The organism is Bradyrhizobium sp. USDA 4353 (genome assembly GCF_054063215.1).
The window spans coordinates 4,398,199-4,411,590 of sequence record NZ_JBSSGB010000001.1 but is presented as its reverse complement, the minus strand read 5'-3'; the positions used below and the strand labels follow the sequence as shown (position 1 = coordinate 4,411,590).

Below are 13,392 nucleotides of genomic sequence, written 5' to 3'. Positions count from 1 at the left end.
CCCTCTCTAAGATCGAGACGGCAAAGGCGGCGTGCCCACCGTCTCGCCGCGCGATCTGCGCCAAGGGTGGGCCGCGCCGTTGGCGTCGCTTTGCCCACCCTACGCACAGTCCATGCGGCGTCAGACAAACAAACGAAAGGCCGCCCGTAGGCGGCCTTTCTCATTAGTTGTATCGCGATGCAGCCGTCACGCCGCATCCGGCGCCTTCAGCCGTACCAGCCGCGTCAGCAGCGCATCCAAGCCCGCACCGTCACCGGCATGCAGGTCGATGCGGCCGACCTTCTCGACCAGGCGCTCCAGCGACTCCAGCTCCTTGAGCCGCAGCAGCAGCGGGTTCTCCCCCATCAACTTCGCAGTGTTCAGGAGCGAGCGCGTCGCCGCGGTCTCCTCCTGGCGACGGATCAAATTGGCCTTAGCCAGCCGCTCCGCCTCCACCACCTTGTTGACGAGGTCCCGGATCTCGCCGGGCAGGATCACGTCCTTCACGCCGAGCTCCGTCACCTCCACGCCCGAGCCGCCGAGACGCGCACGCACGTAGTCGCGCAGCTCGGCATCGAGCGAGGCTTTCGCGGCCAGCACCTCGTCGAGCGTGCGTGACGCCACCGCCTCGCGGATCGCGAACTGCACCAGCCGGTACAGCCACGCATCCACATCCGGTGTGGTCGCCACCGCGGCCTCCGCATCGACGATCCGCCGGAACGCCGTCAAGGTCACCCGCAGCGCGATGCGATCCCTAGTCAGCATCTCCTGCGCAGTGATCTCGAGCGCGGTCGGCCTGAGGTCGAGGCGCTTGACCTCGATCTTGCGGCCGACCGCCCAGAAGGCGTGACGGCCCGCCACGAGCCGCTCCGTCAGCTTGCCGTCGACATGCAGCAGACCAGCCTCGTGGTTCTCGACCACGGCCTCGGTCACGATGCCCGGCCGGTTGCGCTCGATCATCGCCAGATGCCGCGCGCTCACGCGCACGTCACTGGTGATGTCGATCCGCTCGACCTCGACCGCAGTCGCCACCTTCCAGTAGACGCGGCTCTGCCAGGGCGTGAGCAGATGCGTCGGACGGCCATCGAGGCTGACGATCGCGATCTCGTTCGCGCCGGTCTCAACCGCCGCGAACAGCTCAGCGGCGAGATCGGGCCGCGCCGCCTTCAGCACCGCGTAGCGATCAACCGAATATTCGGCCTTGACCACGTCGTACAGCTGCACCGTCAGCCGGTGCAAGGGATCGAGCAGCGCATGACGGCCAGGGCCGAGCGCGCGCACGAGCTGGCCATCACGCCAGACCAGCGCCCGCTCCCCATCCGCAACCGTCACCGTCTTGGTCATGACATGCCAGCTCATGGCACTCTCCTTGCTGCAAGGCCCGGCCTCTTGCCGGGCGCCTGCTCTGTTGGCTGCCGGCCTGCGCCCGCAGCAAATTTGAAATTCAAAGGACGTGAGGACCGGACGGCGCTTCCTGCGTGAACCGAGCGGGCCGAGGCTTGAGCGTCGAATGATGGCGGGCGCACGCGCGCGGCGGCCCCGCTTGCGCGGGAGACGTCGCTACGCAGCCTTCCCGACCGCATCCGGCGCGGTATCCGCCGCGGCACAGAGCTGGTCCTACAGTGTCCTGATCTGGTCGAGCTGCCCTTTCGGGCAAAACGGCCGGACCGCGACTGAAGCGCGCGCCCGATCCTCGTCAGAGGCGATTAGCTTTTCAGGCTAAACCGAAGCGCTGGAGCGGGAGTCGAACCCGCGACAGGATGATTCATGGTCATCTGCTCTAACCAACTGAGCTATCCATTGTGTGCCGATCGGATTCGAACCGATGCCGTCGGGCTCTCACCCGATGCTCACCATGAGCTTCGACGCGCATCCTCACGTCAGCGAAATACGCCACCGGAGACCGGCGCGCACCAGTCGGGATCTCAGCGAGCCCGAACCCATGGCCGAAGCGAAGGATGGTGCACATAGATCAACTGATACGATCAGACAAGTATTAGTTTGTAGCTTTGCCAAATATTCTGATTAGACCCTCGTGATCAGCGCAGACGCCGCCCAATTGCCGCATGCGCAGCGCGAGCTCGAAAGACGCAAGTGCAAGCCGGCGCCGATCACGGCGCCGGCTTGCGTGTCATCACCGCTCCAGCTCCACGTCCCAATACAGATAATCCTGCCATGTCTCATGCAGGAAACGCGGCGGGAACAGGCGCTGCGCGGCCATCAGATCGTGCCGTGTCGGCGCGAACGGCGGCCGCCGCGGCTTGAGGTAGCGCCGGTCCTTGCGCGCGTTGCAGGGACTGCAGGCCGCGACGATGTTGGTCCACGACGTCTCACCGCCATCAGCGCGCGGCACGACGTGGTCGAATGTCAGCTCGCCATGGAGATAGCGGCCACCGCAATACTGACATTCGAAGCGGTCGCGCAGGAAGACGTTGAAGCGCGTGAACGGTACGCGCCCCACAGGCCTCACATAGTCGCGCAGCGCGATCACGGAGGGCAGCCGCATCGTGACGCTCGGGCTGCGAACGACCCGGTCGTACTCCGCGACCACGACGTGAGACTCGCTGACGACGGCCTTGATCGCGTCCTCCCAGCTGACCACCGAGAGCGGAAAGTAGCTCAGCGGCTGGAAGTCGGCGTTGAGCACGAGCGCGGGGTGTGTTGCTGACATCATCGACCTCCTTTCTCGGCACTGGCCGGCTCATTGATGCGGATGCCCGGCAGGACAGCCGGCGTCGCCGGGCGCGTGCCCGCTCGCCGCGCCATGGATGTAGTCGAGGTAGATCTGCTGCGCGGCAGCCTCGCTGACGCCGCGGCAGGCCATCGCGATGCGCACGAAGGCAAGCGCCACCGGTGAGGACAGCACTCGCGCGTGGTCGCAAATTTCGGGATCTTGCTTCGAGTCTTGTTGCGCGTCTTGGCTCGTCATGCGGGTCATCCGACCCTCCGCTCGATGTGCGGAGGGTGAGATCCCGCCGCGAATTACACGTCCGCCGAAATGTGAAGTCTCGGTTTGGCCAGGAATAGCGCGAGATGGTCACGACCATGACAGGCGACGCCCATGCCAAACGACATGCCGAACCAACCGCGCGACCAGATGAATGGCCGTTCGTTGGTGGCGACGTTCGCGAGATGTGAGCTCGAGCTCAACACGGTCGTGGTCCTCAAGGGAGCGCCTGACAGCGGCGGTCCGTTTTCGATGGGGCAGAGCTATGCGCAGAATTTTCCGAAGCCGTCAAGCCCGGAGCGTCAGGCACGAGCGCTTCTCGCCCGCGCACCGCGGCGATTTTGCAACAACCAGATTGCCCGTCGGGCAAATCAGTTGCGAGCTTGTCCTGATCAGAAGACCCGTCGAGCCGTGATCGACAGTCCAAAGACGCACGCGGAGAAGAACTGATTGTTGAAGCGGTTCAACAGGATCAGCCGCTCCGGCTCATCCGCCGCAAACATTCCTGTTTCCAAAAATCGGAATTCGTGCAATCTAGTCCCGTCTTGTCCTCATGAGAGGGGCGCTTCGCGATCGTCACGAACGTGGAGGGCGGGATGCGGTGGGCGCGCCGGTCGCAGCGTGATCTGATCATGCGGACGAACGATGCGGTGCGCACGGTGAAGTCGTGATGTCCTGACACCCCGAAGCTGGTGTCAAGGTCGAGAGCCCGACATGCTCCGACCGATGGTGGCCAGACAGCCGGCGCACCAGGGAGACCACGTATAAGCCGTCAAGCCATCGCGCGGGGAATGCCGGAGTGTCCGGCTGAACCTGTGGTGACTGCCGCCTGCTTTTCTTGTTGCAGGCGGGCCATGGGTGAGGCCCTCACCCGGCATTCCCCGCGCCCTCTCAACGATTTCGAGGGCGATGTCGTCAGCATGACTCGGGCGTGATCCGCCGCGAGACTGCGACGACGCGTCCAAAGCTGCTGAATGTTTTGAATGGTGCAACTGATCTCGACCACGCACTGCTCGAGGTCCCACAATGCGTAGCTGTCCTCGGTCGGGCAACTGGAACAACTATCAGTCTTGTCAGTCAATCCGATCGCATCAGCAGACCGGCACGAAGCCAGTGACTGTGCCCTCTCCCCTTGTGGGAGAGGGCATGTAGGAAGGTTCAGCATGCTCGGTTGGGTGAGGGGTATCTCTCCGCGAGTGCCATGCGCTGATAGAGACCCCTCACCCAACCGCGTACGCGGATGGGCCATACCTGCCCTCTCCCACAAGGGGAGAGGGCGCAGTATCGAACAGCGCTGACGCTGTCATGTGCAATGATCGAGGATGAGACGACGACGTCCCTGGCGAAACCAGTTCGTGAATCCCGGACAGCGGCGGCTGGGCGGGCGACTGATCACCAACGCCAGAGCGAGAACGCGCCCCCTGCCCGCCTCAGTCGATGCGGGCGAGCACGGCGAGCTTGCGGATGCCCTTGTTCTTGTAGGCATCGAGGAAGGCGTAGTAGTCGCGGAACGAGACGCAGCCGTTGGAGTCGCCGTTCGGGCCGAGCATGAAGGTGTGCGCCAAGAGGCCGTTGCGGCCGTGGATGGCATCCTCGCCGCCGATCGGGTTCAGGCGCAGCGCCGGCACGCCGTGGAACAGCGCCTCGCGCGGCTTCAGCTCATAGATGTGCGGCGGGGTGACGCCGCGCATCTTGATCTTCTCCGAGCTCGGCCTGTCGAGATTCTCGCCGAGGCCCGAATGCGCCTCGAGCTTGGTGCCGTCTGGCAGGTACACGGCCTTGGCCGAGATGTCGTACACCGCCGTGCTCAGATCGTAAGGCGGCCTGCCGCCACGGGTCGGGTCCTTGGAAATGCTGGCGGTGATATTGGAATCAGCCGAGGCATAGGCGAGCAAGCCACCATCCTGGTTTTCCGGCTTGCCCCAGAGCTTCTCCTGGATCGAATGGCGCTCGCCCGCGATCGACAGCACCGCCGCCTTGGCGCGCTCGGTCATGGCGCGCAGCGAGAAGCCGTCCTTCGGATTGGCTTCCTTCGGCACATTGGCCTCGGCGGCCTGCGCGGGCGTCACGGGCTGCTGCCGCGACGGCTTGGAATTCGTGTTGGCCAGTGCGAGCTGCATCGGAGGCCGAACGTCCTTCTTCGGCGTCTCGGCGGCCTTCATGGGCTCGGCCGGCTTCGCATCAAAGGACTTAGCATCGAAGGACTTGGCATCGAAGGACTTGGCATCCAGCAGCTTCGGCCCGGCGTCAGCAAGCTGCGGCAGCGGTGGTGCACCGGCGGACGCGTTGGACGGGACGCCCTGCGGCACGGCCGCGCCGAAGCGGTCATTGAACATCTGCGGCGTGATGGCGGCCACCGTGGTCGTAGCCGGCTTTTCCGGGAAGGCCGAGAACGCATCGCCCACGGCATCGGCAGCGCTGCGCATCGCAATCCGCGGCGCCGGGCGCAGGACGGGCTCGTCCTGCTCGATGCTTCCAAGGGTCGGATAGGCATCGGCCGCGATGATCTTGGTGTAGACCGTCACCGCACAGCCGCCGATCAGGCAAGCGACTGCCGCGCCACCGATCAATTTGTGAGAGAAAGCGACCAGGGAGGACTTCCTGCGGTTTCGTGCGGCCAACGCAGCTCGACTTTTACTCATTCACTCACGCCCGAACGAATACTCGAAAACTCTCGCGCGATGCGCCACGGACACCCGCTTTGCATCTCGCAGAAGCACCAAGCTTCATTAAGGCGACTTTTAGTTAAATGCTGATTAAGTTTTGGCAGATTAGAGGCGAGTTAACCATGGACGCCTGTTTCGCCATCAAAGTGGGCGGAAACAGGGCAAAAATGCAGATCGGACCAATATTGCCGTACCGGGCGATTCCGGGGAGGCAGCATTCGACCATCCCGCAAATCCGTAAAACATCGCACATCGCGTTAACGATTGAGCACCGGCGGAGGGGTCCGAGCAATGACCTCAGGTTGCAGCGAGCCTATCAGGTAAAGGGCGTCATTGTCGCTGGTCAAAGCCCCCTGCCCGGCTGCCAGTTCGCCGATCTTCGCGACACGCCGGAAAGTATTGACAACGTAAATCCGCGGGCCGACCGGCCGGATGGCTCATCGAAAGATCGGGCGGCGGGTCGAGCTCCACGCAGGCTTCGTGGCTGGTTGCGCTCAGATCAGGACGGTCGTCATCAGCAGCGCCTCCGGGCCGACACCGGCGCGGGGGCCGCATCCGTAACACTCCGGATTTTCGGCGCCATGTCCATGGGCGGCAGTTTGGTACGGACTGATTCTCAGCGATACTTCGTCGGCGAATCGTACCGCGTCCGCTCCCCTGCCGCACACGACACGCGAGGACTCCATGCAGATTCCCGACAGGAAGCTGGCCTTCGTTCTGGCCGCGAGCAATCACGGGACGATGATCGTCAACCGGCTCGACTATCGCATGGTCGACGCCAACCGCGGCTACGGTGTCGGCTACCAGATCCTCCAGACCGGAGCGTTCGATCCGGCCGAGGTCAATCTCGCCGTTCGCCTGCTCCATATGCGCCGCAAGCATCATGGCGACGGCGCCGTGGCGATCGACTGCGGCGCCAATATCGGCGTCCACACGATCGAGTGGGCGAAGGCGATGAACGGCTGGGGATCCGTGCTGTCGATCGAGGCGCAGGAGCGGATCTACTACGCGCTCGCCGGCAACATCGCGATCAACAACTGCTTCAATGCGATCGCGATCCATGCGGCGGTGTCCTCGGAGCGCGGCGTGCTGAACATTCCGAGCCCGAACTACCTGACACCGTCGAGCTTCGGCAGCCTCGAGCTGCGCCAACGCCCGAATACAGAGTTCATCGGCCAAGCCATCGACTACGTCAACGACACCGTCGAGGTGCGCAAGCTGCCGCTGGACGATTTCAACCTGCCGCGCTGCGACCTGATCAAGCTCGACGTCGAGGGCATGGAGATCGAGGCGCTGGAAGGAGCCGCGGCGACGATCGAGCGCTGCACGCCGATCATGATGATCGAGAAGATCAAGACCGATGCGAACCAGTTGCGGCAATGGCTTGATCGCCGCGGCTACAAGACCGTCGACGCGGACATCAACATGATCGCGATCCACAGCCGGGACAAGGCGCTGGCGGACATCATTCCGCAGCAGGCCTGAGCCTGATCTCAGCGCTGCAGCTCCGGCGGCGGCGTGCGGTCGAGGACCTCGCCTTTGGGTTGGCTGAGCGCGGTGAAGGCGTAGGTCTCGATCGTCAACGGCCCGCGCATCCGCGGGGCCTCGCCGATCTTCTCGATGTGGCCGAACGTGCTCTCGACGTAGAACCGCGATGCGATCTGCGCCTCATCCACCAGAAGCTGCGTGCCCGCGAGCTTCGCCGGATCAGGCTCCGGGAAGTTGACCCAGCGGATGCGCTGGATCGGTTGCAGCACGCAGCTCCCCGGCGGCAGATAGAACGACAGCCAGGCGGTGGTGCCGTAATCCATCGCCAGCACGCAAGACGCGCCGGCGCGGACGCGGGCGGCCTCGACCGCGGCGGCCAGCGGCCGCCAGCCGACGCCGACGCTGCGCACGGTGGCGTCGCGCTTGTAGCCGGACAACAAACCCGTATTGGCCTGCACGATCAGGGCGACGAACATCACGACGCCAGCAGGCAACGCCCAGCGCAGGCAGAAGGCGGCGGTGCGCTGCTCGCGCGGTCCCCATGCGACGAGATGCGCGGCGGCCGCGGCTGCCACCACGAAGGCCGGATAGACCGGCGCGAACCAGTTGGCCTCGACGCGGGCATGCAGCGAATGCCAGGCGAAGTAGGCGACGATGACCCAGACCATCGCCTCGATCAGCACGCGACCCGCCGCTTCCCCGGCGCGGCGCCGCGCCAGCCCGTAGAGGCCCATCACGCCGAGGATGAAGACCAGCGGCGTGGCGAAGGCGAACTGCGTCGGGATGATCTCGGCGATGTAGACCGGCCTGATATCCTCGACCTTGGCGCGGCCGAGCTGCTTGATCAGCGACACCCACTGATGCTCGGCATTCCACAGGATGACCGGCGAGAAGATCGCGAACGCCACGACGCCGCCAAGATAGGGCCAGGGCGACGCCAGCCAGGGCCGCATCTTCGGCACGGCGACGAGCCAGATCAGGATCGCGGCACCGAAGAACAGCGACGTGTATTTCGACAGCAGCGCCGCACCGACGGCTGCGCCGACCGCAAGCCACCACACACCCCTGCCCGTCTCCAGCACCTTGGCGCAGAACAACAGCACGAAGCTGGATGCGACCAGCAGCGGCGCATCAGGCGTGACGATCAAGGTGCCGACGGCCGCCATGAGGGTCACGTTGAGCAGCAGCGCGGCCGTCGCGGCGACGCGCACGCTGCCGAACAGGATCTGGGCCGCGCGGTACACCGCATAGCTCATGGGGACGCCGAGCAGGATCGAGACGCAGCGCACGCCGAGCTCGCTGTCGCCGGCGAGAAAGGTGCCGAGGCGGATCACGACCGCAACCATCGGCGGATGATCGTAGTAGCCGCCGGCGAGATGCTTCGACCAGATCCAGTAATAGGCTTCGTCGAAGGTGATCGGCGTGACCGCAGCGGCGATCAGCCTGAGCAAGACGAGGCCCGTGATGATCAGCCAGACGGTGCGGACCAGCCGCGTGTCGTCGCCAGCAGTGGCAGACATCATCGCTTGCGCCAGACGAACAATCCGGAGATCGCGTAATTCCAGACCACGCCCATCAGCGCGCCGGCCGCGCCCGCCAGCCACCAGATCGGCTCCTGATCATAGACGGAGAAGGCGACGCCGACATTGGCGAGCAGGCCGACCGAGCAGACCAGATAGAACGCGAGCAGGCCGCGCAGGATGCCAAAGCCCTTCAGGCGCTGGTCGCGATAGGTGAGGAAGTTGTTGAGAATGAAGTTCGAGGTCATCGCGACGAAGGCGCCGAGCGCCTGCGCCTCGGCGAACGGCAGATCGAACAGGTTGAGACCGAGAAAGAGTGTGGCCAGATGCACGACGAGGCCGGTGCCGCCGACCATGGCGAACAACAGGAAGCGCAGCGACACCACGTCGTTGGTCATCTTCGCCAGCACGAGGCCGAGGAAGTCGAGCGCGACCATGGAGTCGAGCTTGCTCTCGCCATGCAGGCGCGAGCCGAACGTATAGGGCACCTCGACCGTTTTCAGCCCGCCCTCGGCGCTGGCGATGATGTCGAGCAGGATCTTGAAGCCCTGCGTCGAGAGTTTTGGCGCGATCTGCTCGAAGCGGTCGCGGCGGATCATGAAGAAGCCGCTCATGGGGTCGTTGACCTCGACCTTGAGCGCGCGCCGCGCGATCTCGGTGGCGAAGGCGCTGGCCCCTGCCCGCTTGCTGTCGAAGCTCGCGGCGCTGCCGCCTTCGATGTAGCGGCTGCCGACCACGAGCTCGGCCGCGCCGCTCTGCAGCAGCGCCAGCATCTTCGGCAGCTGGGTCTCGTCATGCTGCAGGTCGGCGTCGATCACGGCGGCATAGGGCGCGCTGGCGGCGAGGATGCCCTCGATGCAGGCACCGGACAGGCCGCGGCGGCCGATGCGGCGGATGCCGCGCACGCGGTTATCGCCACGCGACAATTCGCGCACCACCTGCCAGGTGCCGTCGGGCGAGTTGTCGTCGACGAACACGACCTCCCACGGCACGTCCTTGAACGCCGCCTCCAGCCGCCGGTACAGCGTGGTGACATTGTCGCGCTCGTTGAAGGTCGGGACGACCACCGAAACAATCGGAATATCAGCGGTTTGCAGGGACACTGGCGGGGCCGTTCGGATGGCGTCGGTCATGGTGCCGATGCGTATATCCGCCGCACCCTGCACTGCCAAGCGCGGCAGCCGGCCGGCGAAGCAAAAAGGCCGGCTTGTGGTGCCGGCCTGCACCGCCCCGATGAGGCGGCCCTAAAAATCCAACGACCACAAACAGGGGGTGCGCGTACATCCGGCGCAGCCGCTCTGCCGTGGTCGTCTCGGTGCCGGAGCCGTGACAGCTCGACGTCACCGTCTCTACCCAAATGGGGGGCCTCCCCCGGAATTCAAGACCCCCGGCGCTTCCGCCTAGTTCGGAACCTCGCGCACGACTGGCCCGCGCACGGCCGGCGCGACGGGGACCGTCTGGACGGGCGTCTGCGGCACCTCGACCCTGGCCGGCTGCGCCGGGCGGGCCATCGGCCCCACGGGCACATAGTAGAAGGCCGCCGCCAACACGGCAGCCGCGACGATCGCGCCCAGCGCGCCACCGACCGATTCCGCTCTCATTGCCACATCTCCCCTTCCCGGCCCTGTTCCTGGATACACGAGCATCCCGGGCGCTGGAAGAGCGCCTGCGCAACACCGCCGAACTGGCCAGAGCCGGCCCGGTTGACTACTGTTCTACCCGCAAAACCGCTCGGCCATCAGCAACGGAACCTCCAGTGAGCAAAGCTCCTGCACGCGCCTCGCAATCCAAGAGCTCGGCATCCAAGAGCCAGATCTATATCGGCATCGGCGGCTGGACCTTCGCGCCCTGGCGCGGCGTGTTCTACCCGGACAAGCTGCCGCAGGCGAAGGAGTTGGAATACGCCGCCTCCAAGCTGACCTCGATCGAAATCAACGGCACCTATTATGGCTCGCAGAAGCCGGAGAGCTTTCGCAAATGGGCGCGCGAGGTGCCCGACGGCTTCATCTTCTCGCTGAAGGGGCCGCGCTTCGCGACCAACCGCAAGGTGCTGGCGGAGGCCGGCGACTCGGTGAAGCGCTTCTACGACACCGGCGTGCTCGAGCTCGGCGACCGGCTCGGTCCGGTGCTGTGGCAGTTCGCGCCGACCAAGAAATTCGACGGGGCCGATTTCGGCAAGTTCCTGGAGCTGCTGCCGCGCGAGATCGACGGCCGCAAGCTGCGCCACGTCGTCGAGGTCCGGCACGACAGTTTCTGCGTGCCCGAATTCATCGCGCTGCTGCGCGAGTTCGCAACGCCGGTCGTGCTCGCCGAGCATGGCAAATATCCGGCGATCGCCGACGTCACCGGCGACTTCGTCTATGCGCGGCTGCAGAAGGGCAATGACGAGCTCAAGACCTGCTACCCGCCGAAGCAGCTCGATGCCTGGGCGAAACGATTGCAGCTATGGGCCGGCGGCGATGAACCGGACGATCTGCCGCGGGTTGACGACAAGCCGGCGAAGAAGACGCCGCGCGACGTGTTCGCCTACGTCATCCATGAGGGCAAGGTGCGCGCGCCGACCGGAGCGATGGAATTGATCGAGCGCGTGAGCTGACGGGGCGGCCATGGCCAAGAAGACGCTGTTCACGATCGGCTATGAGCACACCCCGGCCAAGGCCGTGCTCGACGAGCTGCAGTCGGCCGGGGTCAAGCTGCTGGTCGACGTGCGGGCGGTAGCGGCGTCGCGTCGACCGGGCTTCTCCAAGAGCCAGCTCGCCGCCGGGCTCGACGAGCGCGGCATCGCCTATGTGCACCTGCGCGGGCTCGGCACGCCGAAGGAAGGCCGCGAGGCCGCCCGTAGCGGCCACTACGACAAGCTGCACAAGATCTATAGCGCGCATCTCAAGACACCGCAGGCCAGGGAGCAGATGGACGAGCTGGCATCGCTGGTGAAGACCGCCGGCCCCGTCTGCCTGCTCTGCTACGAGCGCGACCACGCCCACTGCCACCGGCAATGGATCGCCGAGATCATCGAGGAGCGCGACAAGGTCCGGGTCGAGAACCTTATCGCGCCGCAAGTGTAGCCGCTACTCCGCGGCGCAGGTGAACGAGGACGCCTGCTCGATGTCGCCGCCAGTGTATTTGGCGAACTTGGGCCATGGGCACAGCGGCCGCGACCGCTGCGGGCTCCATGTGGACGGAAGCTCCTTGTTGGCAGCATTGACCGAAGCCGTGATCGCCTCCGGCGCCTTGCCCTTCTCGACCCAGTCCATCAGCGCGCCCAGCGCGTCGAACTTTTCCAACGTGACGCCGCCGCCGCAATGGGTCTCGCCCGGCAATGCGAACAGGCGCACGAACGTATCCGCCTTGCCCTGCACGTTGGCGTCGAGCTTCTGGTACCAGCGGATCGTATCGTTGACCGAGAACACCGGATCGGCCTGGCCGTGATAGATCAGCATCTTGCGCGCGCCGTTCTGGAACGCCGGCAAGGTCGGATTATCGACCGAAGGCGGCGTCATGAAGTCCATCGCGGACTCGGTGAACGGGCCATCCTTGGCGTAGATCTTCGGCGCGTCCTTGTCGAAGTCGAAGGCCTGCAGCTTCTCGACCAGCCTGTCGGGCGAGCCTTCCACCTCCACCGGCGGCGTCGAGAAGATGTAGTTCAGCGAGGCGCCGCCCATGGTGGCGATGATCGGGAGATTATTCCACGGCGCCACGGGGCTTTCCACCTTCCAGGCGCGCCAGTTGCCGGTGCCGACGCCGGCATCGACCGGCCAGTCCGAATACAACGCCTCGCCCTTCGAATTGCGCGGGCCGGCGAAGATCGTCTTCAGTGCGTCGACCTTGGCCGCCGGGAGGCAGGCATCGGTCGCTCCCGCCGCGCAGCGCAGGCTGTCGAAGCTGAACGCCTTCTGGCAGGCCTTCAGGTTGGCCGTCAGCCCGTCCTTGGCACCATCGAGCCCGTCGCAGAGCTCGATGATCTTGGACGAGATCAGCTTGGCATCCTCGCGGCTGATCGACTTGCGGATGTCGGCATCGGCCTTGGTCAGCGCCTGCACATCCCACGCGTGCTGCACGGCCGCGCGCGGCAGATTGAAGCCGGGATTGCCGACCAGGAAGCCGTCATACTGCTCCGGCATGCGCTCGGCCGCGACCATGGTATGGCGGCCGCCATTGGAGCAGCCGGCGATGTAGGAATAATCCGGCTTCTTGCCGTAGTGCTCGGCGATGATCGCCTTGGCGATCGGCGCCAGCGTGATGTCGGCGGAATAGCCGTAGTCGCGCCGCGCCTGCGGATCGAGGCCGAAGGCCGAGCCGGCGGCGAGCCCACGCGGCTTGTTGGCGGGATCATTGCCGGAATGACCGCTATCCGACGACAACACCGCAAAGCCACGCGCGAGCGGCGTCACGCCGCCGCTGACGAGACCGTCAGCCTTGTCGCCGAGCGCCGGCACCACGACGCCGTCATTGCCGCCGTTCACCTGGTGCAGGAAGCGCCCGTTCCAGGTCTCCGGCAGGCGGATTTCGAACTGGATCGCATAGGCGTGGCCGTCGACGCCGGTGCGTTCGTTGACCTTGCCGGAAAGGATGCAGTGACGCGGCAGTCCGTCGGCCGCCTCCCGCAACTTCGATCCGGTCAGAGTCAGGCCCGGCACTTTCAGTGCCTCTGCCGTCACCTTGCTGCAGCCAGAGTCTTCGGCCCGCGCGGATCCCATGGCCGCCACGCAGGCGAGGCTCACCCCGGCCAAAAGCGATGTCCTGGTTCGGGTCATGCGTTTCCTCCTGATGCCCTTTTCATTGAGGTGCAGTT

At 65.3% G+C, this 13,392-nt stretch carries 12 protein-coding genes and 1 tRNA gene; 4 read left to right on the top strand and 9 right to left on the bottom strand.

Features of this window, described 5'->3' with window-relative positions; all coding sequences use genetic code 11:
* Positions 1–186: 186 nt before the first annotated feature.
* The 4 genes from ACVILH_RS19785 to ACVILH_RS19770 all read right to left on the bottom strand — a co-directional run bounded on the left by ACVILH_RS19785 (position 187) and on the right by ACVILH_RS19770 (position 2,917).
* Positions 187–1,338: a slipin family protein gene (locus tag ACVILH_RS19785; protein WP_456714391.1), complete on the bottom strand. Its 1,152-nt coding sequence runs from the start codon at positions 1,336–1,338 to the stop codon at positions 187–189.
* 370 nt (positions 1,339–1,708) lie between these two features.
* A tRNA-His gene (locus tag ACVILH_RS19780) sits at positions 1,709–1,782 on the bottom strand.
* A 331-nt stretch (positions 1,783–2,113) separates the two neighbouring features.
* Positions 2,114–2,650 carry an HNH endonuclease gene (locus tag ACVILH_RS19775; protein ID WP_456714390.1) on the bottom strand — a complete coding sequence of 179 codons (537 nt, stop codon included), beginning with the start codon at positions 2,648–2,650 and terminating at the stop codon, positions 2,114–2,116.
* A 30-nt stretch (positions 2,651–2,680) separates the two neighbouring features.
* Positions 2,681–2,917 (bottom strand): hypothetical protein, encoded by a 237-nt coding sequence (locus ACVILH_RS19770; protein ID WP_456714389.1) that lies wholly within the window; start codon positions 2,915–2,917, stop codon positions 2,681–2,683.
* Between the two features lie 123 nt (positions 2,918–3,040).
* Between ACVILH_RS19770 and ACVILH_RS19765 the strand changes: the two genes are divergently transcribed.
* A complete protein-coding gene (locus ACVILH_RS19765) occupies positions 3,041–3,376 on the top strand; it encodes a hypothetical protein (protein WP_456714388.1) in 336 nt (111 codons plus the stop codon).
* A gap of 980 nt (positions 3,377–4,356) precedes the next feature.
* On the opposite strand, the gene ACVILH_RS19760 is transcribed toward ACVILH_RS19765, so the two are convergent.
* Positions 4,357–5,568 carry a tlde1 domain-containing protein gene (locus ACVILH_RS19760; protein ID WP_456714387.1) on the bottom strand — a complete coding sequence of 404 codons (1,212 nt, stop codon included), beginning with the start codon at positions 5,566–5,568 and terminating at the stop codon, positions 4,357–4,359.
* 708 nt (positions 5,569–6,276) lie between these two features.
* Between ACVILH_RS19760 and ACVILH_RS19755 the strand changes: the two genes are divergently transcribed.
* Positions 6,277–7,077 (top strand): FkbM family methyltransferase, encoded by an 801-nt coding sequence (locus tag ACVILH_RS19755; RefSeq protein ID WP_456714386.1) that lies wholly within the window; start codon positions 6,277–6,279, stop codon positions 7,075–7,077.
* 8 nt (positions 7,078–7,085) lie between these two features.
* Here the strand turns inward: ACVILH_RS19755 and ACVILH_RS19750 are convergent, their stop codons facing one another.
* From ACVILH_RS19750 to ACVILH_RS19740, 3 genes are all read right to left on the bottom strand, one after another.
* Positions 7,086–8,603 carry a glycosyltransferase family 39 protein gene (locus ACVILH_RS19750; RefSeq protein ID WP_456714385.1) on the bottom strand — a complete coding sequence of 506 codons (1,518 nt, stop codon included), beginning with the start codon at positions 8,601–8,603 and terminating at the stop codon, positions 7,086–7,088.
* The gene (locus ACVILH_RS19745; protein WP_456714384.1) at positions 8,600–9,733 is read right to left on the bottom strand and encodes a glycosyltransferase; all 1,134 of its coding nucleotides are present in this window, start codon (positions 9,731–9,733) and stop codon (positions 8,600–8,602) included. The genes ACVILH_RS19750 and ACVILH_RS19745 overlap by 4 nt, the downstream gene beginning before the upstream one ends.
* A 267-nt stretch (positions 9,734–10,000) precedes the next feature.
* Positions 10,001–10,201, bottom strand: a complete 201-nt coding sequence (locus tag ACVILH_RS19740; RefSeq protein WP_456714383.1) for a hypothetical protein — start codon at positions 10,199–10,201, stop codon at positions 10,001–10,003.
* A 155-nt stretch (positions 10,202–10,356) separates the two neighbouring features.
* On the opposite strand from ACVILH_RS19740, the gene ACVILH_RS19735 reads away from it, so the two are divergent.
* Together ACVILH_RS19735 and ACVILH_RS19730 are read left to right on the top strand one after the other, a co-directional pair.
* The gene (locus ACVILH_RS19735; RefSeq protein ID WP_456714382.1) at positions 10,357–11,196 is read left to right on the top strand and encodes a DUF72 domain-containing protein; all 840 of its coding nucleotides are present in this window, start codon (positions 10,357–10,359) and stop codon (positions 11,194–11,196) included.
* A gap of 10 nt (positions 11,197–11,206) precedes the next feature.
* Entirely contained in the window at positions 11,207–11,665 is a 459-nt protein-coding gene (locus tag ACVILH_RS19730) for a DUF488 domain-containing protein (RefSeq protein WP_456714381.1), read from the top strand.
* A gap of 3 nt (positions 11,666–11,668) precedes the next feature.
* On the opposite strand, the gene ACVILH_RS19725 is transcribed toward ACVILH_RS19730, so the two are convergent.
* Entirely contained in the window at positions 11,669–13,354 is a 1,686-nt protein-coding gene (locus ACVILH_RS19725) for a tannase/feruloyl esterase family alpha/beta hydrolase (RefSeq protein ID WP_456714380.1), read from the bottom strand.
* Positions 13,355–13,392: the final 38 nt, after the last annotated feature.